This window comes from Campylobacter jejuni (genome assembly GCF_001457695.1).
GTDB lineage: Bacteria > Campylobacterota > Campylobacteria > Campylobacterales > Campylobacteraceae > Campylobacter_D > Campylobacter_D jejuni.
The window spans coordinates 46,210-71,198 of sequence record NZ_LN831025.1 but is presented as its reverse complement, the minus strand read 5'-3'; the positions used below and the strand labels follow the sequence as shown (position 1 = coordinate 71,198).

Annotated in this window: 20 protein-coding genes, 1 other RNA gene and 2 pseudogenes; 11 read left to right on the top strand and 12 right to left on the bottom strand. The window is 30.2% G+C overall.

Annotated features, from left to right (window positions below; genetic code table 11):
- Positions 1 to 11 precede the first annotated feature (11 nt).
- From AT682_RS00285 to mnmA, 4 genes are all read left to right on the top strand, one after another.
- Positions 12 to 593: a hypothetical protein gene (locus tag AT682_RS00285; protein ID WP_002883464.1), complete on the top strand. Its 582-nt coding sequence runs from the start codon at positions 12 to 14 to the stop codon at positions 591 to 593.
- Positions 594 to 613: 20 nt separating this feature from the next.
- Positions 614 to 1,351, top strand: coding sequence for a hypothetical protein (locus tag AT682_RS00280; protein ID WP_016818265.1), 738 nt, complete (start codon positions 614 to 616; stop codon positions 1,349 to 1,351).
- A gap of 118 nt (positions 1,352 to 1,469) precedes the next feature.
- Positions 1,470 to 2,075: an LOG family protein gene (locus AT682_RS00275; RefSeq protein ID WP_002858801.1), complete on the top strand. Its 606-nt coding sequence runs from the start codon at positions 1,470 to 1,472 to the stop codon at positions 2,073 to 2,075.
- On the top strand, positions 2,075 to 3,091 hold the full coding sequence (gene mnmA / locus AT682_RS00270; RefSeq protein ID WP_002883338.1) for a tRNA 2-thiouridine(34) synthase MnmA: 1,017 nt from the start codon (positions 2,075 to 2,077) through the stop codon (positions 3,089 to 3,091). Before AT682_RS00275 ends, mnmA begins: the two co-directional genes overlap by 1 nt.
- Positions 3,092 to 3,118: 27 nt before the next feature.
- On the opposite strand, the gene AT682_RS09690 is transcribed toward mnmA, so the two are convergent.
- From AT682_RS09690 to ffs, 5 genes and pseudogenes are all read right to left on the bottom strand, one after another.
- On the bottom strand, positions 3,119 to 3,721 hold the full coding sequence (locus AT682_RS09690; RefSeq protein WP_079263896.1) for an anion permease: 603 nt from the start codon (positions 3,719 to 3,721) through the stop codon (positions 3,119 to 3,121).
- Positions 3,666 to 3,806 (bottom strand): hypothetical protein, encoded by a 141-nt coding sequence (locus tag AT682_RS09685; protein WP_002883485.1) that lies wholly within the window; start codon positions 3,804 to 3,806, stop codon positions 3,666 to 3,668. The genes AT682_RS09690 and AT682_RS09685 overlap by 56 nt, the downstream gene beginning before the upstream one ends.
- A gap of 53 nt (positions 3,807 to 3,859) precedes the next feature.
- Positions 3,860 to 4,257 (bottom strand): annotated as a pseudogene (locus AT682_RS09680) (anion permease).
- Between the two features lie 160 nt (positions 4,258 to 4,417).
- Positions 4,418 to 4,540: a hypothetical protein gene (locus AT682_RS09675; protein WP_016818266.1), complete on the bottom strand. Its 123-nt coding sequence runs from the start codon at positions 4,538 to 4,540 to the stop codon at positions 4,418 to 4,420.
- A 236-nt stretch (positions 4,541 to 4,776) separates the two neighbouring features.
- Positions 4,777 to 4,874: signal recognition particle sRNA small type (gene ffs, locus AT682_RS09110), an RNA gene on the bottom strand.
- Positions 4,875 to 5,053: 179 nt separating this feature from the next.
- On the opposite strand from ffs, the gene AT682_RS00245 reads away from it, so the two are divergent.
- Both AT682_RS00245 and AT682_RS00240 read left to right on the top strand, forming a co-directional pair.
- A complete protein-coding gene (locus AT682_RS00245) occupies positions 5,054 to 5,818 on the top strand; it encodes a bacteriohemerythrin (RefSeq protein WP_058207846.1) in 765 nt (254 codons plus the stop codon).
- Entirely contained in the window at positions 5,775 to 7,646 is a 1,872-nt protein-coding gene (locus tag AT682_RS00240; RefSeq protein WP_002883480.1) for a flagellar assembly protein A, read from the top strand. Before AT682_RS00245 ends, AT682_RS00240 begins: the two co-directional genes overlap by 44 nt.
- A gap of 3 nt (positions 7,647 to 7,649) precedes the next feature.
- Here AT682_RS00240 and flgE read toward each other — a convergent pair whose 3' ends face one another.
- The 4 genes from flgE to AT682_RS00220 are packed head-to-tail and all read right to left on the bottom strand — an operon-like array spanning position 7,650 to position 12,316.
- Positions 7,650 to 9,287: a flagellar hook protein FlgE gene (gene flgE, locus AT682_RS00235; RefSeq protein ID WP_002883479.1), complete on the bottom strand. Its 1,638-nt coding sequence runs from the start codon at positions 9,285 to 9,287 to the stop codon at positions 7,650 to 7,652.
- A gap of 3 nt (positions 9,288 to 9,290) precedes the next feature.
- Positions 9,291 to 10,178: a flagellar basal body rod modification protein gene (flgD, locus tag AT682_RS00230; RefSeq protein ID WP_002883478.1), complete on the bottom strand. Its 888-nt coding sequence runs from the start codon at positions 10,176 to 10,178 to the stop codon at positions 9,291 to 9,293.
- A gap of 53 nt (positions 10,179 to 10,231) precedes the next feature.
- Positions 10,232 to 11,977 (bottom strand): flagellar hook-length control protein FliK, encoded by a 1,746-nt coding sequence (gene fliK, locus AT682_RS00225; protein ID WP_079263895.1) that lies wholly within the window; start codon positions 11,975 to 11,977, stop codon positions 10,232 to 10,234.
- Positions 11,978 to 11,992: 15 nt separating this feature from the next.
- Positions 11,993 to 12,316 (bottom strand): hypothetical protein, encoded by a 324-nt coding sequence (locus AT682_RS00220; protein WP_002782892.1) that lies wholly within the window; start codon positions 12,314 to 12,316, stop codon positions 11,993 to 11,995.
- Between the two features lie 134 nt (positions 12,317 to 12,450).
- Between AT682_RS00220 and typA the strand changes: the two genes are divergently transcribed.
- The 3 genes and pseudogenes from typA to AT682_RS00205 all read left to right on the top strand — a co-directional run bounded on the left by typA (position 12,451) and on the right by AT682_RS00205 (position 16,126).
- Positions 12,451 to 14,259, top strand: a complete 1,809-nt coding sequence (gene typA / locus AT682_RS00215) for a translational GTPase TypA (protein WP_002799607.1) — start codon at positions 12,451 to 12,453, stop codon at positions 14,257 to 14,259.
- Positions 14,259 to 14,906, top strand: a complete 648-nt coding sequence (locus tag AT682_RS00210) for a hypothetical protein (protein WP_002854198.1) — start codon at positions 14,259 to 14,261, stop codon at positions 14,904 to 14,906. Before typA ends, AT682_RS00210 begins: the two co-directional genes overlap by 1 nt.
- Positions 14,907 to 15,083: 177 nt before the next feature.
- Positions 15,084 to 16,126, top strand: a pseudogene (locus tag AT682_RS00205) (c-type cytochrome).
- 23 nt (positions 16,127 to 16,149) lie between these two features.
- On the opposite strand, the gene AT682_RS00200 reads toward AT682_RS00205, so the two are convergent.
- On the bottom strand, positions 16,150 to 17,499 hold the full coding sequence (locus AT682_RS00200; RefSeq protein WP_002882969.1) for a DUF2130 domain-containing protein: 1,350 nt from the start codon (positions 17,497 to 17,499) through the stop codon (positions 16,150 to 16,152).
- A gap of 102 nt (positions 17,500 to 17,601) precedes the next feature.
- Here AT682_RS00200 and AT682_RS00195 point away from each other — a divergent pair, with 102 nt between their 5' ends.
- Complete coding sequence (locus AT682_RS00195) at positions 17,602 to 18,804, top strand: multidrug effflux MFS transporter (RefSeq protein ID WP_002858809.1); 1,203 nt, start codon at positions 17,602 to 17,604, stop codon at positions 18,802 to 18,804.
- A complete protein-coding gene (locus tag AT682_RS00190) occupies positions 18,801 to 19,502 on the top strand; it encodes an SIMPL domain-containing protein (RefSeq protein WP_002859740.1) in 702 nt (233 codons plus the stop codon). Before AT682_RS00195 ends, AT682_RS00190 begins: the two co-directional genes overlap by 4 nt.
- A 56-nt stretch (positions 19,503 to 19,558) precedes the next feature.
- On the opposite strand, the gene AT682_RS00185 is transcribed toward AT682_RS00190, so the two are convergent.
- Complete coding sequence (locus AT682_RS00185) at positions 19,559 to 21,202, bottom strand: P-loop NTPase fold protein (RefSeq protein ID WP_002882970.1); 1,644 nt, start codon at positions 21,200 to 21,202, stop codon at positions 19,559 to 19,561.
- Positions 21,202 to 24,930: a class I SAM-dependent DNA methyltransferase gene (locus AT682_RS00180; protein ID WP_002882971.1), complete on the bottom strand. Its 3,729-nt coding sequence runs from the start codon at positions 24,928 to 24,930 to the stop codon at positions 21,202 to 21,204. The genes AT682_RS00185 and AT682_RS00180 overlap by 1 nt, the downstream gene beginning before the upstream one ends.
- Positions 24,931 to 24,989 lie beyond the last annotated feature (59 nt).

The following is a 24,989-nucleotide window of genomic DNA, read 5'->3' as shown; positions in this document are numbered from 1 at the left end:
AAAGATTTTCAATGAAAAAGATTTTTGCTTTATTAGCTTTAACTTCTTTACTGACTAGTTCTGTTTTTGCTGAGGATTTTTTAGCTAAACTCACAAAAGGTGCCTTAAGCGATACAAGCCCGGGTGTAAAAGAACTCAGCCTTGAAGAGATGAAACAAGTGAAGGGTGGGTATGTAGTTGAGTTTGAATTTTTCAAAGACAGACGTAATTTAACTTCAGAAGTTTATGCTATTGCAGAAATTACACTAGAAGAACGGAAGAATCTTGATAAAGGTTTGTGCGGTGCAGGAGAAGATAAATGTCAAAATCCTAGTAGAGACAGATTATTTGCTTGGTTGCAAGTCAGTGCGAATTCCCCTGCTGATTATCATCCTGTATATAAGGTAAAAAGACAAATTAAACATTCAAATTTAGGACAGCCTTATGTTTTATTTACTTATGGGGTTGCTGTTTATAATGTAAATAATGGACAAATCTATCAGTATAATTCCTCTCCTATGCTAAATAACAATAGAATTATAAGAGAAATCGCCCATCAATATAAGAGCGTGATAGAAGATGCTATGGGTGGTTGGAATCCAAGATTATTTTAGTATTTTAAAAAAGGATTTTTATGATAAGTCTTAATTCTCACTATCCTAATATCAATTATCCAAATAATGCTTTAAGTATTAAAAAAGATGAAAATAACGAATATGCTTATGCTAAAAAAGATGAGCCAAAAAGTGAAGAAGATGCTTATTGGGAAGATTTTGTGCAAAAATACTTTGGAGAAATGCTTAGTAAAGAATATGCGAACAAATACGGCTATAATGGATCTCCTGATGTAAAAGAAGTAGAAAACTCTTTATATAAAAGATATATGGAAGATAAACTAAGCAAGGATGAAATAAAAATACTTAATGAATTTGGCACAGACTATCTTGTAGAAGGCGTAGATTTGACCGCACTTATTAGACGAAAAGTTGATCTTTTAAAAACTCTTACAAGTATGAATGAATTTGAGAAAATATGGGGTGCTGAAAGGGCGCAAAGAGAAAAACAATTTTTTAATGAACTTGGTAAGCCACTTACTCAAGAAGATATAGATAGGTTCTTAGCTAATAAAAACAATCAAAAAGAAGACAAAAAAACTTTCAAACCTATACAGGCAGAAAGTAAAAACAAAGAAACTTACAAAGATGATAGTACAAGAAACGAGCTTGTAAAAAAACTATTAGAAGGTAAATTTAACACTAGTAAAGAATTAGAACTTCTTTTTGGTATGAAATTTAGTGATGATAGTGCAGGAGAATTTAATAAATTTCTTTCTCAAAACACTTCGGCAAAAATTATAGATATAAAAGCTTAAGGATTTAAAAGTCTTTAAATTCCTAATCTTAATAAAATAAACCTATTAAAACTTATAATAAAGAACTTATTATAAGTTTTTAGCTAGAATGGAATTTATTTTAACTAAAGGTTGAAAAATGAATGAAAAAATAAGCCAAGATTTAGAAAAATTTGCTAACATACCAAACCTAAAAAATGCCGTAACTTTTTTTGGTTCTGCAAGATTAAAAGAAGATAATTTTTATTATCAGCAGGCTAAAATTTTGGCACAAAAATGTGCTCAAAATGGTTTTTGTGTGATAAGTGGTGGTGGTGGAGGCATTATGCGTGCAGCCAACGAAGGTGCTTTTTCACAAAAAAATAATACAAATTCAATGAGTTCTGTAGGGTTTAATATATTTTTACCTCATGAGCAAAAACTTAATGATTTTGTAGAATATAATATTACTTTTGAGAGCTTAGCCATACGCAAAATGGCTCTTATTGAAAAGAGTCTAGCTTTTGTGATCTTCCCAGGCGGCTTTGGAACACTTGATGAATTGTGTGAAATTCTTACATTAAAACAATTAGAATTTAAAAAAGATGTTCCTATTATTTTGTTTGGGAGTGAATTTTGGCGAGGTTTTGATGAGTTCGTCAGAAATTCTTTACTCAAACTTGAAGTGATTTCTAAAGGAGATGAGTTAAAGTATAAAATCACTGACGACTTAGATTTTATAATTAATACTTTAAAGGAAATTTAATGAAAATTCTAGTCGCTATGAGCGGTGGAGTTGATAGTACAGTCACTGCTTATAAACTTAAAAATTTAGGTCATGAAGTTATAGGTTGTTATATGAAGCTTCATGGCAAGCCAAATTACCACGAAGAAAATATCAAAAAAGTAGAAAAAGTTGCAAACTTTTTGCAAATTCCTTATCATATTTTAGACTTACAAAAAGATTTTAAAAACAAAGTTTACATGCCTTTTGTGGATACTTATAAAGAGGGTAAAACACCAAATCCTTGCGCTTTATGTAACCGCTTTATCAAACTTGGAAAACTTTTAGAATTTGCTAAAAGTTTAGGTTGTGAAAAACTTGCCACAGGGCATTATGCAAGACTTGAAAACAACTTAATAAAAACCGCGGTAGATGAAAGCAAGGATCAAAGCTATTTTTTAGCTAGCGCAGATAAAGAAGCTTTAAAATATCTTATTTTTCCGCTAGGCGAAATGAAAAAAGAAGATGTGAAAAAATTTGCTTCCACTATAGAGGTTTTAAAATCTTTTGCCACTCAAAAGGAAAGTTCTGAAATTTGCTTTGTTGAAGATACTTATGTGCAAGTTTTAGATCAGTTTATGGATACAAAAATTCCTGGAGAAGTATTAGATAGTAGCGGAAAAGTGGTAGGCAAACATGAGGGCTATATGCACTATACCATAGGCAAAAGAAGGGGCTTTGAAGTGCGTGGGGCACATGAACCACATTTTGTTTTAAAAATCAATCCTAAGCAAAATCAAATCATCGTAGGAACCAAAGAAGAACTTAAAATCAGTGAATTTAAGCTAAAAAATATCAATCTTTTTATAGACGCTAAAGAGCTTGATTGCGAAGTAAAAATCCGCTATCGTTCAAAATCTACACCTTGTAAGGTAGAAATTTATGAAGATAAAAGCGCAAAAATCACTCTAAAAGATCCTGTTTATGGACTTGCTAGCAGACAAATGGCAGTCTTTTATGATCATGATAAAGTCATAGCAAGCGGTTTTATAGAATAATTTCTAGGAATTAATTCCTAGAAATTATTAATAAAATCCTAAAATTTTCCACCAAAAAAGCCCAACAGCTATCATCACTACTATATCAACTATGGAAATCACAAAACCTATACTCCACCATTTTTTAAGAGTTACATAGCCCGTTCCAAAAATAACAGGAGCTGTTCCTGTTGCATAGTGAGTTAATGCCATCATAACATTACCTGAAGCTATCATAATAAAAGCATAAAGAAGTGGTGGTGCTCCTAAGGCAAGCCCTGCACTATAAAAAACAAAAAACATTGCTGATATATGAGCTGTAGTAGAAGCAAAGAAATAGTGCGTATATAAAAAAGCAAGGCTTAAAAATATTATAATAGAAATTTCCCCAAGTCCCATAGCAGAAGCAAATTCACCTAAAGCTTCAGCTAAAAACTGTGTAACACCAAGTTTGCCAAGTAAAGTTGCCATCATTACAAGAGCTGAAAACCATATTAAAGTATTCCAAGCAGCTTTTTCAGCCAAAACTTCCCCAAAAGTTAAAACTCCACTAATCAACACCAAAGACAACCCAAGCAAAGCCACGCTAGTCGCATCAAGAGAAATTCCAAAAAACAAGCCCAAAGCTCCAGCCCATAAAAGTAAAAGCATTAGGCGTGGATTTAATTTCTGGCGGAGAGAGAAAATAAAGCACCAAAGGCATCAAAAGCATAGCAGCTATACCAGGTAAAAACATCCCTAAAGCCTATTACCCCCAAGTTAAATGCACTTCTAAATTTGTAGCTTGTGCTATAAGATCAACCACCAAAGGATTTGGAGCTGTAGCTGTAATAAACATAGCTGATGAAATAGGATTGGCTCTTGATAATTTACCAAAGAAAGATAAGTGCCTATTTTATTTTGTGTTCCATCTTCAGGAGTGGATTTAAAACTTCTTGCAATAACTTGAACTATAGGATTTATGATAGCCCCTGCTCTTGCAGTATTTGAAGGAGTAACTGGAGCTAAAATAGTTTCACAAAAAGCTATAGAATAAGCAATACCTAAGTTTTTTTACCAAGAATACTGATAAAATGATAAGCCAAATGCTCTCCAAGTCCTGTTTTAATAACTCCACGAGCCACAATAATAGAAATCACTATAAGCCAAATAAGAGAATTTGAAAAACCACTTAAAGCATCTTTTATACCCGTTTTAGATTTTAAATTTGATATAGCAGTATTTACCTTTTCATCTTATGCTCTTTTGATATAAAAAATCAAGTGCTGAAGTATTTAAAGGAAATTTTAGTCTCATCAATAAGTTGTTGCGTAGAAGTTTTCGAAGTAGCTTTGGTGTAAATTTTACTTAGATTTTCAATTGGGTAGTGGTAATACCACTAAGAGCTACTATGGCAATAGCTATAAAAGGCATTACTTGTAAAATCACTGCCATAATCACAGCAAGAAAATGCCAAGAATTATCTTCCAAACCTACAAGGAGTAGGTATAAGCCAAAACACAGCCGCAATTAAATACACAGCACCAACAAGGGAATTTTCTTTCTATCCATTGTTTATCCTTTGATATTGGTAATGTAATTTACAATGCTTAAATTCTAGTTAACTAATATTTTAATAAATCTTAAAATTATAATTTTTAAATAAATTTTTAATTTATAAAAAAGCTAGCCTAATTGAAAAATGGGAATTTTAAAATGAATAAAACCCTTCCCCAGATAACTGCGGCACACACTAAAATCAAGTGCTCTGCTGTGTTCCCACCCTGAAGCGGTGCTTAAAAATAGCATTGCACAGGTCTAAGAAAAGGCTTAAAAATTATATCATAATATACTTAAAAAGCCTTGAGTTGTTAAGATTCAATATATAAATTTGCAATCAATCCATTGTTTTTATAAGAATTTTAAAAATTCATTTGTAAAATTATTATTTTATTTTCAAAAAATACGATATAAAAATAATTATTACATCCAAAAAGGAAAAATATGGAAGTTAAATGGAGTAGAGATTTTAGCATTAAAAATATGCAATTAGACAAACAACACGAACTAATTTTTGAAATTACCAATCTTGCAAATGATTTAGCTCTAAACATTCAAGATAATAATACACAACACAAAAATGATTTAAAACAAATTCTTGTAAAGCTATTTCAATACATCAAAATTCATTTTAAAGATGAAGAAAAATTTATGGAAAGCATTGATTTTCCTTTGATTGAAGAACATAAAAAATCTCATCAAATATTAGTAGAAAAAACTAAAGAGCTTTTAGAACACTCAAATGATATTGTAAAAATGTCTCAAGAACTTTCCATATTAACCAAAGATTGGATTTTAGATCATTTTGCTAATGAAGATTTATGGATAGCTAATTTTACAAAAAAAGCCCTACACCTTCAAGAAATCCATTATACCTTAGAACAATACATAAAACTAAAATCAATCAAACAAGACCTAAGAGCTGAAAAAACTCATGATTATATTTGCAATTGTTCTTTGCGTATCCATGCAGTTCCACAGACTATACATCAAGAGCTTGTTAGCAAAGAAAATACCTTAAAGTGCGAAAAATGTGGGCAAATTTTAGTTCATTTGGATTATTTTGATTTGAATCAAAATTTCGAAAAATTCAATGCTATTTTTGAAGATGCACTACAAAATCACCATTTCACGACTCAAAAAAATGATATGGGGGGGGGGATAGATGAATTTTCAAGTAAAAACCTTAGAAACTTTCAATCCTTTTGAAAGTTTAAATCATGAACAAGCAAACACAGAACAAATTCTTGATTTTAGAGTTATAGATTTTAAACTTCTGTGTTCTAGTGTAAAACCAGCGAAAACAAAAACTTATGAAAGAAAGGATTTTGACTTATTTTATGCAGATGATTTTTTTGTAAAAAACTACAATACCATAGTGCAAAAATTTCTTATAGAAATTTATCCAAAAAAACAAAGTTTTCCTTTTACAGTCAAACTTAGATCCAACTCCAACCTAACCCATCTAAAAGCCAGTATCAACCTTACAGAAAATTTTAAATATTACCCTAATTTAAAATTTGATATTTTGCAAAATATCTACAAAATAATGATCAAACAAAAATTTTTAATCTTAAGACTTGATAAAAATTTATTTGACAAGATTGATGATTTTATCTTATCGATACAAAAAAGTCCATCTATTAAAGAAATAGAGCTTGAAATTGCCAAAGGTGTAGATAAGATTGAACATAAAAGTGATGAAATTATTTATCATAGAGATGTTAACGAAGAATGTTTTGACGAAAATATTAACTATGATGAAGGAAACTACTGTAAACCTATTGAAAAAAATGAGCTACTTTTTGAATACATTTATAGAATTCTTGGAAAAGAAGGACGAAATTTAAGAGGAGAAATCCTTCATTTAAATCCAATAGCCTTTCTTGATAATCCTTTTATCATAAAAGATGAAAGCATTTACACAGAAGAATTAGAAGATAGAATTAAATATTTTAGCGCCAATTATGGATTTTTAAACAAAGATCATACAGGATATTGTATCGCAAATAATTTAAAATTATCACAAATAGGGCTTAAAACAACCGGTTCAATCAAAACAAATATCGATGAAAATATAAACTTAGAAATCACTAATTTTGATATAAGTGATGATGCTATTAAATCAGGTATTGTAAATGTTCAAGCTTCAAATATAAAAGTAAATGGGAATGTTGGAGCAACAAAACTTTATGGAAAAAATATCAGCATCAAAGGCTTAACTCATGCAAAAAGCGAAATTTTTGCACAAGATATTTTTATTACAACACACAAAGGAACTTTGCAAGCTGACACTGTATATATAAAAAATTTAGAAAATGGGACAATTATAGCTAAAAATGTATTTGTTGAAAACTGCATGGGTGGAAAAATAGAAGCAGAAAATATTTATATTTGCAATTTACTAACGGATAATACTTTATATCCAAGAAAAAATCTAATCATAACAAACAATATAAAATTTAAAAACAATATCGTAGTTTCACCACTAGTTTCTATTGAAAACAACTCAGATACAGAATGCGAAAATCTTAAAAATCTAAGCCTTAAAATAAAAAGTAAGCTTGATGACACCATAAGCAAAATGCAAAATTACTATGATTATCTAATCAAAAATCAAATCAAAATCATCAAACTTCAAAAGACTAAAAATCCTAGCGCCATAGAAATGAAATTTTCAAATCTTTATCACGATATCATAAAAAAATACAATCATCTTAGCATTTCGTATAAAAAACTTGTAAAATTAAAATATCAAATTGATGCGAAATTAAATTTCTTAAATGAAATGGTTTACAATGTAAAAATATACATAAAAGCCGAAAATATCGGAGAGGATAATTTTTTAAAATTTTATCCTAACACAAACACCAACCTTGAACTAAAACATCATATAAATTTAAAAGACTATGAAAAGGTTTTATATCTTGAAAAAGGACAGCAAGTAAGTTATATTAAATCAAGCCATAATTATAGCGAAAGCGACATAGAAGAAATTAAAATTATTTTTGAAAAATTAGAAAAAGATAATTCCTAAGAATTATCTTTTCATATTAATGGCTTTTTGTATCATCTGATCACTTGTAGTGATACTTTTTGAGCTTGCATCAAAGGCTTTTTGAGTTACGATAAGGTTTGAAAGCTCTGCACTTAAATCAACATTTGATTGTTCTAAGAATCCGCCTTTAAATTTAGCTGTATTAACAACTTGACCATCTTTCATAATAAAACTTGCATCACCGCTATTTGCCGTTGCTGCAAAAATATTATCTCCCATAGCAGCCAATCCTTGCTCATTGATAAAATTATATAAAGCAAGCTTTCCAACTATGGCATTTTTACCATTGCTAAATTGCGCAACAATACTTCCATCATCGGATATATTATATTGTTCAAAAAACCCTTCAGCTACACCATCTTGTTGTGTAACTACATTTTTTTCGACGCCTTCTTTAATATAAATCCCACTATAACCCGAACCAGGCTTGTTAGCATCATAAGGAGAGCCTAAATCAATATTAATTGTTCCACCATTTGGATTTGCAATGCTTGTAATATTGTTTTGAAGCAAAGCACCATTTTTATCAAAAACCATATTTCCTTCAGTTGGATTGCCTACAGCATTGCCATTAGAATTATAAATTTGTGCAATAGCTTTATATTGTATATTATCGCCTTCTTGCGGTAAAACTCTTTCAAGTGTAACCCTTAAAGTGCTTTTACTTCCATCTGCATTATAAATAGGGGATTCTAAAATATCTTTATTGGCTTTTTGTTGCTCTGTTGAAATTTGAGCTGTATCAAGCTTGATGCTATTTTCATCCAATCCTTTTAAATCAAGCTCGTTACTTTTAAAATTTAGATTTTCATCTAAAGTCGCTTCAAAGCTTGTTTTTACGCCATTATCATCAGTGAAATTTAAAATAATCCTATCACCCGCTTTAGCACTAAACACATCTTCTTTGCTAACACTACCACTAACTACATATTTTCCATCTTCAGTTTTTGTAATGTTAAATTTACTAGGATCAAGATCTACTTTAACTACTTCTGTTGTTGTGTTAGTATTTAAACTTCCACTCCATTTTACATTTTGAGTTACTTGAGGAGGTAAATACATATTCACAGGTACTTTAATAGCCCCTTGAGAAGCGGTTGTGCCTATACTGAAAGAATTATTTGAATTTACAGTAAAACCATTATTTACCGGAGTTCCTGTGTTAAGATAATCCCCCATAAGCCCAGCAACTCTATCGCTATAGTTAATACCAGTAAAAGCAGGATTCATTGTTCCTAAAACAAAATTTCCATAAGAATCTACCAAATATCCATTGGCATCTCTTCTAAATGATCCATTTCTAGTATAGTAAGCATTACCATCAGCCCCTAAAACCCCAAAAAATCCTTTTCCTTGCAAAGCCACATCAAATTCGCCATCACTTGCAACAGGAGAACCCTGTTCGAAAACAACTTGAGAAGATGCTGCACCACTACCATAACCACCTTGAGCAGGGTTGGTTGATTGGGTTGTTATGGTGGTATAAAAAATATCTTTAAATTGAGCATCAGAGTATTTAAAGCCTGTGGTATTGACATTTGCTATGTTATTAGCAGTGATATCAATACCAAAGCTATTGCTTTTTACTCCAGAAATCCCATTATAAAATGAATTCATCATGGCTTATGCCTTTTCCTCTTTGTCGCCATCTTCTGTAGATCCAGAAGAACCTCCATCACTTGAACCACCACTTGAGTCTCCACTTGAACCGCTTCCTCCAGTAGATCCAGTAGATGAAGATGAACCAAGTTTATAATCTGTTATTTCTTGTATCGCACCAAAAGGAACTTCTTTTCCAGCCATTTTTGCATAGGCAACACCATCTTTAAAAACAACACCTTCGATAGGATAAGTTCCGTAATTTGCAGTGATTTTTTTACCATTTTTATTATTATAAACCATTTTAACAGTGTACTCACCATCACCTGCATAAACCCCATCGTTATTTCTTCCTGGCCACTCCATAGTAAATAAACCTTGAGAAATAGATTTAGCATCGCTTTTTTCACTGAAAACAAGTTTATTATTGCTATCATAAATTTCTAGCGTAACACCGTTTTCATCAGAATCTTCAGGCAAATACATTTTAAGAGCGATAAGCTCATCTGCACCTGTAAGTTTGATTTTATTATCTGAAACAGTTGCCATTTTACCAATAGCCCCTAAAGCTGAAGTACTCATACTTGTACTAAAAGAATCAGAAAGCTTTTGCATAGTTTCAACCATTTTTTGCATAGTTGTGTTGGTATTTTGCTGCATTTCAAGTGCGCTAAGCTGTGAAGTTTGAGTAAGCATTTTATCGCTATCCATAGGATCTGTTGGATCTTGATGTTGAAGCTCTATCAAAAGAAGTTTTAAAAACGCATCCTTATCTAAGGTAGCGTTTGGATTGCTCACTATTCCTGAGCTACTGCTTGAATCTGTTCTAGTTGTTCCACTAGTACTTCCTGAAGAAGTAGCACCTGAAGTTGTAGCAGCGGTATTTAAATTCCAATCCGATGATGATATCATTATAAACTCCTTTTTATTTAGTTTTTTATTATTTAAGCAATAAGTGTTCCAACTTAAAAATACTTCGCTAAAACAAGCTCTAGATTGACTTTTTCACTTTCATTTTTTCCATCTAAAGCATCTTTAAAACCATATCCGCTACGATTTTTTCCTTGATTTTGATTTTGCTCTCTTTTACCTTGATCACTAAAATTCATTTCAAGTCCAGTAAATCCCATATTTACAAGAGAATTTTTAAACTCGGCTTGATTTTGGATAAACAAATTCATTGCATTGGTATTGGAATTGAAATTGATATGAAGGTTATTACCTCTTTGTATCAAAGTTACCTCCACTTCTCCAAGATTATTAGGATTTAGATTGATACTAAGTTTAGTAATAGGTGCTTTGTATTGATCCACAGCCTCTTTTAAATCTTGTGAAAAATACTGCAAAGTCTCTTTAGGAGTGATATTGCGAGCATTGTTTTGTGTTACTTTATTTAAATCTTTGACTAAAGAATTTAACTCATCTAAGCTATTTTTATCTATATTTTCGCTGTGCGTTTTTGTTTGCTCTTGAGTAAAAGTTTCTTTATTAGTATTGTTATTAAAATTTGCATTATTCTCTTTGTTTTGAACTACTTGAGTTTTATTTAAATTTTCAAAATTTAATTTTTGATCAAAGAAATTTTGTTTTATATCTTTATTTTCTTTGTTGTTTTTAGGTTCTTTATTTAGATTAAAATCTTTTTGTGTTAAATTTGAAACTAAATTCTGAGTATCTTTGACAATTTCTTTATTTAAATTTTTATCAAGATTTAAATTTTGATTATTATTCTTTAAATTTTTATTTTGTCCTTGCATATCCCCTTGATTTTTATTTAACTCTTTATTAAAATCTTTGTTTAAGTCTTTGTTTTCTTTATCTTTTATATTTAACTCTTCTGTTAAATTTTTTGCAAACTCATCATTTTTGATATTTTTTAAAGTATTTTTAGCATCTGCAGCATCTTCTTCTATTTTTGATTTAACTTTATCTTTTTTTTCGTGTTTGCTTTCTTTGGATGAAAGTATGGAATCTAAATTTTTTAAAGTTTGAGAAAGCAAAGAACCGCTATCTTTAGAATTTGTTTTTTGCGTAGAATGAGTGCTTGTAGTATGAGTTGTATTTTGTAAATTGTGATTTAAATTTTTACTCACATTGGAAATTTTATTATTGATGATTTCTTTAAAAACATTATCCACAGCACCCTTAAAAAAATCAGCCTTATCTAAATTTGGAAAAGTTGCTTTAAGATCAAGAAGACGATCTACTTTAATATTTTTTACATTTAAGCCCAAATCTTTAGCTATGTCCAAAAGCTCGCTAAGATTTGATGCGCCTTTTAAAGCATTAAAATTAGCCTCTGTTTTGATAAGACTTGAAAGTTGAGTAGAAAGATTTGACAGTTTAACATCTGCTGTATCTGTTTTTAGCTTATCCAATAAAGAAAGAATTTGCATAAAAGAAGCAGATTCGAAAATGCTTATCTTATCACTCTCATCAAAAGCTCCTTTTTGAAGTCTGCTCATCGCTTCATTAACAACTTCTTTTTGACTGATCTTCATATGATCAGGTAAAAATTCATTGGTTTCATCGATAGAATTAAGCAAAGAATTTAAAAAACTCTCTGTATCATCTTGAGTTGAATTTTTACTATCGCTACTTTCATGTTCTTTATTTTTACTTGTTTTACTAAAAGAACTACTAGTAGTAGTAGAAGTTTTACTCGGCGTAAGATTTAAAACATCATTTTGCGGAGCTAAATTTGACATCACTTTTCCTTCAAAAAATTATTTTAAAAATTTATCTACCATTACATTAGGAAATTTTTCTTTCAAATAAGAATCTTCATATACTTTAATCATCTTATCTTCATTTAAAGCAGTTAAGATATTTAAAAGCTCTTCTAAATTTTTAGCATTTAAAATTTTCTCTAAATTTTCTTCATTTTCTAAAATTTCTGTAAGCTCGCTTGAAATTCTTGCCATTTTTTCGTTTTCATCTGATCTAAAAGTTTCTAAAAGTTCTAAAACTTGAAGCAAAACTTCATTTTTTCTTTCAGCTAAATCGCTTTTAAATTCAACAAAAATCTCTTCATTTAATGGTTTTGACATTTTAACTTCCTTTTTAAAATTTTAATTTCATAAGTTTTTAAAGCAAGAAGTGTTCCAAGTTTTGATACTTTGTAGTTTAAGTTAAATTTTTGTATAATCTAAGCTTTTAAAAATTTAGCTTTGGAGAAGAAAATTTGGAAAACATTAGAAATATAGCAGTTATAGCTCACGTTGACCATGGTAAAACCACTATGGTAGATGAATTGTTAAAACAATCAGGCACCTTTAGCGAAAGAGAACAAATTTCAGAACGCGTTATGGATAGCAACGATATAGAAAAAGAACGCGGTATTACCATACTTTCAAAAAACACAGCGATCAATTACAAAGGTACAAAAATCAACATCATAGATACTCCAGGGCATGCTGATTTTGGCGGAGAAGTAGAACGCGTTTTAAAAATGATTGATGGAGTTTTGCTTTTAGTAGATGCTCAAGAAGGCGTTATGCCACAAACTAAATTCGTGGTTAAAAAAGCTTTATCTTTAGGGCTTAAACCTATAGTTGTAATCAACAAAATCGACAAACCAGCTGCTGATCCTGAAAGAGTGATCAATGAAATTTTTGATCTTTTTGTAGCCCTAGATGCAAACGATGAGCAACTTGACTTTGCCATAGTTTATGCTGCAGCAAAAAATGGTTATGCTAAGCTTGATCTAAACGATGAAAGTGATAATATGGAGCCACTTTTTAAAACCATACTTGAACGCGTTCCAGCACCAAGTGGCACAAATGACAATCCTTTACAACTTCAAGTTTTCACTTTAGGGTATGATAATTTCGTAGGTAAAATAGGCATTGCTAGAATTTTCAATGGGGTTGTAAAGAAAAACCAAAGCGTAATGCTTGCAAAAGCTGATGGCACCAAAGTAAATGGTAGAATTTCAAAACTCATTGGCTTTATGGGCTTAGAAAAAATGGATATTGAAGAAGCAGGAAGTGGAGATATCGTAGCTATAGCAGGTTTTGAAGCTTTAGATGTGGGTGATAGCGTTGTAGATCCAAACAATCCTATGCCACTTGATCCTTTACACATTGAAGAGCCGACTTTAAGTATAGTATTTTCTGTAAATGATGGCCCATTAGCAGGAACTGAAGGAAAACATGTAACTTCAAATAAAATCGCTGAACGCTTAGAAGCTGAAATGAAAACTAATATCGCTATGAAATACGAAAGCACAGGCGAAGGCAAATTTAAAGTAAGCGGTAGGGGCGAACTTCAAATCACTATTTTAGCTGAAAATATGCGTCGTGAAGGTTTTGAGTTTTGTATGGGAAGACCTGAAGTTATCGTAAAGGTTGAAGATGGGGTTAAAACAGAACCTTTTGAACATTTAGTTATCGATGTACCTGAAGAATTTAGCGGTGCGGTAATAGAAAAACTTGGCAAAAGAAAAGCTGAAATGAAAACCATGGCACCAACAGGCGATGGACAAACAAGACTTGAGTTTGAAATTCCAGCACGCGGACTTATAGGTTTTAGAAGCCAGTTTTTAACCGATACTAAAGGCGAAGGTGTGATGAATCATAGCTTTTTAGAATTCCGTCCTTTTAGCGGTGCGGTTGAAAAGCGTAATAATGGAGCTTTAATTTCTATGGAAAATGGCGTGGCTTTGGGGTATTCTTTGTTTAACCTTCAAGAGCGTGGAGTGCTTTTCATAGAGCCTCAAACTAAAGTTTATACCGGTATGATTATAGGTGAGCACTCTCGTCCAAATGATTTAGATGTTAATCCTATCAAAGGAAAGAATCTTACCAATGTAAGAGCGAGTGGAAGCGATGATGCAATCAAGCTTGTGCCACCTAGAAAATTAAGCCTTGAAAGAGCTTTAGAGTGGATAGAAGAAGATGAACTTGTAGAAGTTACGCCTGTAAATGTGCGTGTTCGCAAACGCTATCTTGATCCAACTCAAAGAAAAAGAATGGAAAAAGCAAAATCTTAATGGATTTAAAAAGCTTAGAAAATAATAGACTTTATATACTTAAACGCTTAGGAATCTTAAAATTCCTAAGCATTATCGAAGCCTTACTTGTAGGCTTTTTAGCCTTTGTTTTTATAAGAGATGCCTTAATTGCAGTGATTTTAGCTGTTTTTGTAGGTGTTTTTTTCTTTCGTTTTACAGCCAAAAAACTAAAACTTGCACAAAAAGAATTACAAATTGACGCTTTAAATTTATTTTTGCGTCGTTTTGGGGCGAAATTTAAAAAGCAAAGTTTAAGCCAAAAAGACTTTTTACAACTAGGGTTTACAAAGGATTTAAAAGAATTTAAAAGTCAAAACTGCTTTGAATTTAAGGATTTTAAAATTTATGATATTCAGTTTTTGGATGAAAACAAACGCTTTTTTTGCGGAATTTTACTCGAAATTTTAAGTGCAAACCAAAATCCTAGCTTTGAAGATGAAGAGCAAATTTATATCAAACTTAAAGATAAAAATTTCACTTTAAATCATATCTTTTCTAAAGAAAATCATTATCTTATCGCTACTTTAAGCAATCCTTTCTTTATAGACATGAAAAAAGATTTAAAAAGCAATTTCAAAGATTTAGAAGAAAATCTAAATTCTATAAAAAATAAATTATTTAAATAATTAATATAAAGTTAATATCATAAAATTTTAATAAATATTAATTATGTACTTTAAAAATATATTACTTTTAGCAACACTTTAAAATTTAATTTTATTTAAATTATTCTTATTATGCTTAATATTTAAGAAAAAATACATTAAAATCAATTTGAACTGCAAATAAAAAGGAGGAAAATCATGAAAAAACACATTTTATTTCTTGGCTTATGTCTTAGTTTGAGTCTTAGTGCTAAAAGCGTGAGTGATTACAAAGTAGGAGAAGAATTAAGTGACAAGGAAGGAGTAAAGTATTTTAAGGAACTTTCTAAAAGACCTGTGCAAGAATGGCCAAATAAAATTTAAGCATCAATGATGTTCCAAAAGGTAAGCAAGGGGATTTAATCCGTTATGGCATAGAGCTTTTAAGCAAGACAGAAAGTACTCTAGGACCCTATAGCAAGCTAAAAAAGACAAGCAATGAAGTAAACTGTATTTCCTGTCACATGGACAATGACGGCAATGGTTTACCAGGGACAAAAAAATATGTTATTTCATTTTTAAATGTCCTAAACAATTATCCAAGACTTGATATAGAAACGATGAAAATCATCTCTGTTGAAGATAGAATTCGCGGAATGGGTGGAACTGACTCTCATAGATTTCCTAATGATTCTAAAGAAATGAAAGCAATTTTAGCTTATTTTAAATGGCTAAAAGAAGCTTATGGCATCAAAGACGGCGTAAAGCTTGAAGGAGATTTTTTCGCTAAGATGAATTTTCCAAATCGCCCAGCTGACCCTGTGCGTGGAAAAAAACTCTTTGAAGAAAATTGCGTTGCTTGCCATGGCGAAAGAGGACTTGGGGTAAAAAATGATAATTACGAACAAGGTAGCGGACATTTATATCCATCTTTACTTATCTATCCTGATGGTGGACACATGGCTATGATACCATTTTTAGCAAGATTTTTAAAATCAGCCATGCCTTTTGGTGCGAGTGCGGATAATCCTATATTAGGCGATGAAGATGCACTAGATATAGCAGCTTATGTCAATACAGGTTTTGTAAGAATGCCTATAACCACTACAGAAAATCGTGCAGGACTTGATACAGCTTATAGCAAATCCCCATCATTAAAACCTAAGTATTTTGCCTCACCGCAACAAAATTTAGACCCTAAAGAATACATAAAAGTAAAATACGGACCTTGGAAAAATCCAAATCACTTCCCAGGAGAATGATTAATTTTGGGCTTAGCCCAAAATTAATCCTCATCTTTGGCTAAATTTTCAAGACTTTTAATCCCTTCTTCGCCTATCAAATTTCCACCTTGTAAGTCGCTAAATATCGCATTTAAAGAACTCACTATGGCAGTGGAATTAAAACTTAGATTTTCTATAGCTCTTTCTCTTTTTTTCCATATATTTTGCAAAGCCCTTTTTTCAGCTTCTAACTCTTCTTTCATATTTTGGTAAGTTTTGAGTATAAAAGTGATTTGCGTGTTAAATTCCTTAGAATTTAAGTATTCGTATAAAATGTGATTTTTTTCATCTTTGTTTTGCAGGGCATTTTTGAGTTTATAAGCGTTTATAATGCTTTCTCTAAGCACTGCTAAAACACCTTTGAATTCATTAAAAGTACAGATCAAAATTCCTTCTTTAAAATGCGTTTTTTCTTTATCTTTTGGCATAGTTTTTGTAATCAAAACCGCTATATCACTTTTTGCAGCTATGCTGTCTAGTTTAAGTTTATCAAGCCATTCTTTGTTAAATTCTTTAGTGCGTTTGCTCTCATATAAAATACTTCCGCAAATATTTCCAAAATTATCCTTTACTATATGCAGACAATCGGCTCCATTTACGCCCTTTGGTACTTCTTTTACTTCATCACTTAAATACTCACTTTGTATGTATTCTTCTATGAGTAGTTCGGCTGCTTCGCCTTGGAGTTGCTGTGAGCCTTGTTCTATCCTGCGTTGTGCGTCTTCTAGCTTTTGAGCTACACTTTTAAAATTCGTTTCTAATTCTTTGTACTTAAGATCTTGTTCTTGAGTATTTTTTTGAAATTCAAGACGCATTTTTTCTCTTTCAAATTCCAAATTTTTGCTTTCTTGTTCTTTAAATTCTTTAAAAGCCTCTTCTTTGGCTTGAAATTTCAATCTTTCTTCATTTTCTTTTTGCTCTCTTTTTAGCCTTTCATTTTCAGCCTTTATGCTTAAAAACTCGCTAAGTTCTTTGCTTTTTTTCTCGAGTTCTTCTTGCATGATTTTCATTTCATTTTCATGCTCTTTGTTAAATTTCTCGCTGAATTCTTTTTGGAAACTTTGCTTTTGTATAAGAAGTTCTTGTTCAAATTTTTGCTTTTCTAAAAGAAGCTTTTGGCTTACTTGCTCGTTTATGAGTTTTTCTTGTTCTATCTTTTGAGTTTTTAAATCATTTAAAGCTTTGATATATTCAGCTCTTTTAGCATTTACCTCATCATCAAATTCTTTTTTTTGTTTTAGCATTTCTTGCTTAGCTTTATCTAAAATTTGAGCATATAAAGCAGTGCTGATATCGATAAAACTTCCACAACTTGGGCATTTGATTTGTTCATTTTGGTTTAAATTTTGCATAAAATTTCCTTAGAATTTTTCCCTAAATTTAACATAGAAAAACAAAGATTATTCTAAGATTGACTTGTTAAAATCATTCTTTTAGAATAATTAGGATTACAAATGCAAAAACACACCAAAATTCACGGCTTTGCTAAATTTAAACTCATCGTTATCCTTGCTTTGATGTCAAGCATAGCACCGCTTTCTACAGATATGTATTTGCCTGCACTTTCTCATGTGGAGCAAAGTTTTCAAACTAATTCTTTTTTAACCCAACTTAGTATCGCAAGTTTTTTTATCGCTTTTGCTTTAGGACAGCTTATATATGGGCCTTTAAGTGATATTTTTGGGCGTAAAATTCCAGCTTTGGTGGGGATATTTTTCTTCATCGTTTCGAGTTTGTTTTGTGTGATTATCGATGATATTTATGCTTTTATCGCTTTGAGATTTTTTGAAGCACTTGGGGGTTGTGCAGGTGTGGTTATCGCAAGGGCTATTGTCAATGACTTGTTTGAGATCAAAGAAGCTGCAGGGATTTTTGCTTTGATGATGGTTTTTAGTTCTCTTGCTCCTATGCTTTCGCCAACTTTTGGGGGAATTTTGCTAGAGTATTTTTCATGGCATAGTATTTTTGCGACTTTGTTTGCTTTAGGAATTTTACTTTTTTTGATGATACTTTTTGGTTTAAAAGAGTCCGCACCTCATCTTAAAAACAAAAAATTTTCCCATCATGAAGCGATGAAAAGCTACAAATTTGTTTTAAGCGATAAACGCTTTTTAGTTTATATACTATGTGCTTCTTTTGCTTTGGCGGCGATGTTTGCTTATATCACAGGATCAAGCTTTGTTTTTACGCAGTTTTTTAGCTTAAGTGAGCAAAAATTTGCCTTGCTTTTTGGGGCAAATGCTTTAGGTTTTGTCATCTGTGCAAATATCAATGCAAGATTGGTTTTAAAATACGAAAGCGAAAAAATCTTAGCAAAAGCTTTGATGATAATGTTTATATCGACTGTGATTTTACTTGCAAATGCCTTTTTTCACCCAAATTTCTTGCTTTTTGAGCTTAGTATTTTTACAAGCATCGCTATGCTTGGTTTCATCGCACCCAATACCACGACTTTGGCTATGGCAAGGTTTAAAGAACATAGCGGAACTGCTTCTGCGGTGCTTGGAACGGTGCAATTTGGTTTTGCAGGTTTTATCTCCTTCGTGGTTGGGGCTATTAACGCAAATACGCCGATAATCCTTGCTTTTGTAATGTGTGCTTGCGTATTGGTTGCAAATATGATATATTTTCTAATCAAAATAAAGGAGAAAAAATGAAAACAAATAATATCTTTATGGCTTTAGCCATAGTTTTAGCAAGTTTGATTCTAGCTTTTGGATTTAACAAGGCTTTAAGTGATTTTAAAACACTTGAAAGAAGTGTAAGTGTAAAGGGTTTAAGCCAAAAAGAAGTCGAAGCAGATACTTTGATACTTCCTATAAAATTCACAAGATCAAACAACAATCTTACAAATTTATACGAAGAACTAGAGCAAGATAAAGAAAATATCATCAAATTTTTAAAAGAACAAGGCGTAAAAGAGGATGAGATCAACTACAACTCGCCAAATATCATAGATCGTTTAAGTGATCCTTATAGCAACGACACTCAAGCTGCATACCGATACATAGGCACTGCGAATTTACTCATCTATACGCAAAACGTAAAACTTGGAAAAAGCATACTAGAAAATATTTCAAGTCTTGCAAAATTTGGTATAGTAACAAAAATCGATGATTATGACATAGAATACCTTTATACTAAACTCAATGAGATAAAACCACAAATGATAGAAGAAGCAACGCTCAATGCTAGAAATGCAGCGATAAAATTCGCACAAGACTCAAACAGCCATCTAGGCAAGATAAAAAAGGCTTCTCAAGGACAATTTAGCATCAACAATAGAGATAAAAACACACCTTACATCAAAACCATAAGAGTGGTTTCTACTATAGAATACTATTTGAAAGACTGATGATGAATTTTCAAGCTAAGCTTTAAGGCTTAGCTTGGGACTATGGAATTTTAAATTTAGTTTTTATTGTCTTTAATAGATTTATAAATTTTATATAATTGTGGATAAAAATTTTTTTGTGATTCATTTGTCTTAAAACCTATATCACAAAATGAAAAAATTATTTTATTTTCTAAAAATTGATTTATTTCTTCTTCTGTTAATTTATCTATTTTCTGCATATTTTGTAGAAAATGAGCGTAGTTTTCTATATCCTTATATTTGTTTTCAATTTCAAGTTTGTATAGCTTACAAGAATCAAGATTTGATTCTTGTGTTTTTTTAATTTTTAATTTCTTATCATATTCTTTTAATTCTTTATTTCCATCACATATTATATTAATAATTTTTTCATCATAGTTGCTAACATTTGCTAATTTTAAACAATATTTTTTTATCTCTAAAATTCTTTTATTATTATCAAAATGAAACATTTGATCAAGTGCTATGAAATTTATAAAACCTAAGTTATACACCAAATCATTTAATTTCTCTTCATTTATATTATTAAAAATTTTTTCAATTTCATCTTTATTGTTTTCATTTGGATATTGAATGCTATTTTTTAATAAATTTTTTAATTTAGCCAAATCAACATAGAATTTAAAATTTTTTAATTCTTTTTTAAAATTTTCTTTTTTGTCGTTAGATATGAAATAATTTGCATTATCAAAATAGTTTTGAATTATATCATCAATAATTTGTTTTGATATATACTTTATATGAATATATTTTTGTTCTATATTATTTATTTTGATATTTTCAAATCTTAATACCACTTTTTCTAATACAAGCTCAAATAAATCTTTATAATTTTTTTCTTGATTTAAATTTTGTGAAAATTCTAATTCTTTATTGAAAATTTTAAAAGCTTTTATTATTTTGTTTAATGTTCTTAAATTATCAATTTTGTATACTAAAGATGGAATTATTTCTTTTAGTATTTCAGGACTTTTTTCTTTTAAAATTTGTGATATAACTTCTGCTTTGGAATGTATATGTATATTTAAGTCTAGAGATTTTTCTTTATATGCATCAAAAATTTCTTTATCATTAGATAATTCATTTTCATTTGATATTAAAATAACCTTACATTTTTCCTCTTTAAGCTGATTAATCAAACCTAAAATATCTTTTATACTAAGCTTATCTGATTTTCTTTCTAAATCATCAAAACAAATTATTAAATTTTTAAAATCATTTTTTATAAAAAATTGCAAAAAAGCCCCTATAGAAATCTTCCAAAAAGTTAAATTTCTTAAAAAATAAAGTATTTTTTTATAATTATAAGTTTTAAGCGTTACCTCTTCTAAAATTTCTTTATAATGTTCTTTGCCAAATAACGATATATAAACAATATTTTTCTTAATTGGTTTTGGCTTGCATTTATCAAAATAACAAAAACTAAAATAATCAACAATAAATATCAAAAATTTTTTACCATAAGTTTTTATAAATTCTATCAATAATAGTATATGATTAAAAAAATTAAAATTAGATTTAAATCTATTGTAAAATTCTTTTTGATCATTCTTCAGATTAATTTCATTTTCAATCTCTTTCCATAAATAAGTTTTCCCCACACCCCATGAGCCATTTATAAATAAGCTATAATTTTCCTCATCTTCTAAAAAAGTTTTAATTTGTTTTTTGTAATCCATCACTTGCCTTCTATGATTTTTATTTCTTCTTCGGTTAAGTTATAAAGTTTATAAACCAAAGAATTGATTTTATTTTCTAACTCTTGGGTGTTTGCGTTTTTGTCTTGTTCTTTGGCTTTTAAAATTTCATCGACTAAATTTATAAGTTCATCGGCTAATTTTTCATTTTTGGAATTTATTTTTGGTATAGGAAGTTTTTCTATATATTGTCTTATCCACCTAAAAGCACCTTGTCCTAAGTGAGATGATATATATTGCATATAATAAACAATTAGTCTAGAATTTAAAATTGCTAATAAATACTTATAATCACAATGCGTAAAGAAATAGCAAGTTTGATTTGTAAAAAAATTTGAATTATCATATACAAAACAAGCTTCTTTGGTCATTTCTGCCCAAACTATCTTTTCTTTTTCAAATTCTTCATAATAAGCGATATTATCTTGAGTTTCAAACCATTTATTGCTAGTTTTCTTTCTACAACCTTTTTCTCCGCTTTGTTCTATGTGTGGTAAAAATTGAGATAAATATTGCTTTAAAGCAGGATATTGTTCTATATTGATTTTTAAACTTGGAAAAGTTCCTATCACCCAAAGTCCCGCCCACTCGTAACTATATCTTTTTATATCGCGTCCGCGTAGCATTTTGCGTATGAGTTTGGCGGTGCGTTCTTTTTCAGCTTCATCTTTGCAATTTGCTAAAATTTCATTTCTTTTTTCAGTGGTGATGATAAAGGCTTCATTTAAACCCGTTTTTATCCCATAGTTGATATTAAGCCCATACCATTCTTTAAGTGGAGTTCCTATGCGTTCTATCTTGGCCTTTAAAGCACTAGTATTCTCATCGCTAAAAGTGAAGCTTTCTTTGCTTAAAGAATTTTGCGAAAATTCTGCAAAGTCCTTATATAAGCCAATGTCATAAGCACAAGTTTTTAAAATTTCATTGCTTAGGGCAAGGTATTTGAATTTATTATCTTTGCTTTTTGATTTTTCAAAACAAAGTATGGAAGTATCCACTGTAGCACTATCAAAAACTTTTATGCCGTTTAAATCAGTGTATTCTAAAACCTTAACATTTTTAAGCAAAAATTCACGCAAAGCTTCCCCATATCCTGCACGCGTGTATTTGTTAGAAGTGATATAGCTCAATACCCCATTATCTTTTAAAACATTAAATCCTAGTTCATAAAAATAAGTATAAATATCGCTCGTGCCTTTATAAACCTTATAATTTTTAGCTAAATGGGACTTGAGTTCTTTAAGCTCCTCTTGTCTTATATAAGGCGGATTGCCGATGATGAGATCAAAGCCTTTGAAATTTCCATCATCGTCCAAAATTTCAGGGAATTCAAAACGCCATTCAAAAGGATGATTGCTTTCTAGGTTGAAGATATTGTCGTATTCTTTTTTAAGATTTGCAAATTCTTTTGTGGCTTCTTTTTCATCAAAGTCAAAAAGAGTCAAATTCGCGCTAACAAAGAATTTCAAATTTTCATCATTTATAGCTAAGAAATTTCCGTATTTTTTAGAGTATTTTTCACATTTATCGTTAAAGCCTTTCATTTCTTTTTTAAATTTATCCGCAAAGCAGAAATTTTTAAAAGAAATTTTGAGATTTTTTATCTCTTGGTTGATGTGGCTTTTATCTGTGTAAAAGCCTTCTTTATAGTCTTTTACTATGCGTTTGTATTTGCCCATGCGTTCTTTGATGTTTGGATAGTGGTTTAGGCTTTTGCCTGTTTCAAAGTAAGATACCAAAGAATTTCCGCATTTTATGTTTATATCGATGTTTGGCAGGGTTTTAAGATCGTGATAATTCTCATCATCAAAGCTTTGATAAAAACTATGTTTTAAAAGCTCTATCCAAAGCCTTAGCTTGGTGATCTCGCATGAGTTAGGGTTGATATCGACTCCAAAAAGGTTGTTTTCTATGATGTCTTTTTTGGTATGAAAAAGTTCTTGCTGGATAAGATGGGCTTTATCTTTAGGTGTTTTTGGGCGTTTATACTCTATAAACTCACCTTTATGATTGGTGATTAGAATTTCATCGTTTTGCACTTCTAGGTAAAACTCTTCATCAAAAAGATTTAACTCATCATAAATGCTTAACATAACATTTAAAGCAGAAACTAAAAAATGCCCGCTTCCCACTGCAGGATCGCAAATTTTTATAGAGTTTAAAAGCTCTTTTTGTGCTTTTTTGTCTTCTTTTCTTAAAGACTTTCTTAATTCGTTTATATTTTTAGCATCAAGATCAAATTGAGCATTGAATTTATCAAGCACAACTTTTGTGATGCTTTCTTTACACATATAAGAAGTGATAAAGCTTGGCGTGTAAAAGCTCCCTTCTTTGTAGCCATTGAGTTTTTCAAATACATTTCCTAAAACGCTTGAGCTTATGAGTTCTTTTTGGCTTAAAATTTCGCTTTGCTCATCATCGCTACCAAAATCAAAACTATCCAAAAATTCAAACAAGTATTCTAAAAGCCCCACTTGTCCTTTTTTAGCCTTGCATTTATCATCTTTTAGCACGGTGTTTTTATAGTAAAAAAGCTTTAAGTCATTGCTTAAGCTTGAAATTTCAAGCGTGTTTTCTATGCTTTGTTTTTCAAACAAAGAAGAATTTAGATAAGGCAGATAAGCAAATTCGCTTTTCTTTCGCGTGCTTTTTTCTTTGGCTAAAACTTCAAAGAAAAGTTCGCTAAGCTTGTCAAAATCAGGGATTTTTTTGAAATTTAAAAATTTCAAATTTTTATCATCATTAAAACGCACCAAATTTGACTCTATAAGCTTTAAAAACAAAATGCGATTAAGCCATAAGATCAAAAGTTTTAAGATGGTTTCAAAATTTTCTTCTTTAAGCTTAGAATTTATAGCGGTGTAGAAAGTGCCTTGCTCTTCTTTGCTTTCTTCACTTTTTGCGATGATGAGTTTTGAGTTTTGTTTGCTCTCACAAAGCCCTAAGATATATAAAAGCTCTTTGTAAAAAGCGTTGTTGAGTGAATTTGCATCGTTGGGGTTAAACTCACTTAGCAAAAAGTCTCTATGAAAAGTTTTATAAATACTTGCTAGGTTTTTAAAATTTGATTTTTGTTTGTCTTTTAAAAACGTCAAGTCAATCAAAAAGCCTTTTAAGTTTTCTTTGGAATTTTCTATGAGTTTGGCTACTTCTTTATAGAATTCTTCAGTATTGCCTTTGAAAAGTGAATTTGGATTACAAAATTCTTCAAAAAGTTTTTTAAAACTTGGATTTTTATAAAAAAGCTCTTCAAACTCACTAATTTTAAAAATGTAAAATTTATAAAAATCTGTGATGATAATAAATTTTAAGCTAAAACTATACTCTCTATTTCTAAAATAATATAAAATAGTCTCGTGTAAGGCTTTAGAATTTACCTTTGTATGAGTGATAAATTCTTTTGAATTTGGCTTTTTAGCCTCAATAAGAACTTCTAAGTCTTTACTAAACTCATCTTTAGAGATGGATAAGTCAATCTCACTTTTGCCTTTTTGCTTGGTTTTGATGTGGGTTTTGAAATTTAACATGGTTAAAAATGGACTAAGTGCATTAGCTACAAGATAATCTTCATTTTCACTTTGCGAACTTTCAAGTCTTTCTAAATACTGCATTAAAGCCTTGTTAAATATATCAAATTCATTTTGAATGATTTGCTTTTTGCGGTAGTATGGGTTGAAAAAATCTTTTTCATTTAGCAAAGTGAAATGCATTTTTAACCTTTATAAAAAATATTTTGTATTTTATCAAATTTTACTTTTATATAAAATTT

What these genes read in the sequence shown, in the direction of transcription:
- AT682_RS00200 (WP_002882969.1), bottom strand. Translation starts at nt 17,499, where the DNA reads ATGCAAAATTTAAACCAAAATGAACAAATCAAATGCCCAAGTTGTGGA.
- AT682_RS00185 (WP_002882970.1), bottom strand. Translation starts at nt 21,202, where the DNA reads ATGGATTACAAAAAACAAATTAAAACTTTTTTAGAAGATGAGGAAAAT.
- AT682_RS00190 (WP_002859740.1), top strand. Translation starts at nt 18,801, where the DNA reads ATGAAAACAAATAATATCTTTATGGCTTTAGCCATAGTTTTAGCAAGT.
- AT682_RS00220 (WP_002782892.1), bottom strand. Translation starts at nt 12,316, where the DNA reads ATGTCAAAACCATTAAATGAAGAGATTTTTGTTGAATTTAAAAGCGAT.
- AT682_RS00245 (WP_058207846.1), top strand. Translation starts at nt 5,054, where the DNA reads ATGGAAGTTAAATGGAGTAGAGATTTTAGCATTAAAAATATGCAATTA.
- AT682_RS00275 (WP_002858801.1), top strand. Translation starts at nt 1,470, where the DNA reads ATGAATGAAAAAATAAGCCAAGATTTAGAAAAATTTGCTAACATACCA.
- AT682_RS00180 (WP_002882971.1), bottom strand. Translation starts at nt 24,930, where the DNA reads ATGCATTTCACTTTGCTAAATGAAAAAGATTTTTTCAACCCATACTAC.
- mnmA (WP_002883338.1), top strand. Translation starts at nt 2,075, where the DNA reads ATGAAAATTCTAGTCGCTATGAGCGGTGGAGTTGATAGTACAGTCACT.
- flgD (WP_002883478.1), bottom strand. Translation starts at nt 10,178, where the DNA reads ATGATATCATCATCGGATTGGAATTTAAATACCGCTGCTACAACTTCA.
- AT682_RS00285 (WP_002883464.1), top strand. Translation starts at nt 12, where the DNA reads ATGAAAAAGATTTTTGCTTTATTAGCTTTAACTTCTTTACTGACTAGT.
- AT682_RS00280 (WP_016818265.1), top strand. Translation starts at nt 614, where the DNA reads ATGATAAGTCTTAATTCTCACTATCCTAATATCAATTATCCAAATAAT.
- AT682_RS09685 (WP_002883485.1), bottom strand. Translation starts at nt 3,806, where the DNA reads ATGTTTTTACCTGGTATAGCTGCTATGCTTTTGATGCCTTTGGTGCTT.
- AT682_RS00210 (WP_002854198.1), top strand. Translation starts at nt 14,259, where the DNA reads ATGGATTTAAAAAGCTTAGAAAATAATAGACTTTATATACTTAAACGC.
- flgE (WP_002883479.1), bottom strand. Translation starts at nt 9,287, where the DNA reads ATGATGAATTCATTTTATAATGGGATTTCTGGAGTAAAAAGCAATAGC.
- AT682_RS09690 (WP_079263896.1), bottom strand. Translation starts at nt 3,721, where the DNA reads ATGCTTTTACTTTTATGGGCTGGAGCTTTGGGCTTGTTTTTTGGAATT.
- AT682_RS00240 (WP_002883480.1), top strand. Translation starts at nt 5,775, where the DNA reads ATGAATTTTCAAGTAAAAACCTTAGAAACTTTCAATCCTTTTGAAAGT.
- AT682_RS00195 (WP_002858809.1), top strand. Translation starts at nt 17,602, where the DNA reads ATGCAAAAACACACCAAAATTCACGGCTTTGCTAAATTTAAACTCATC.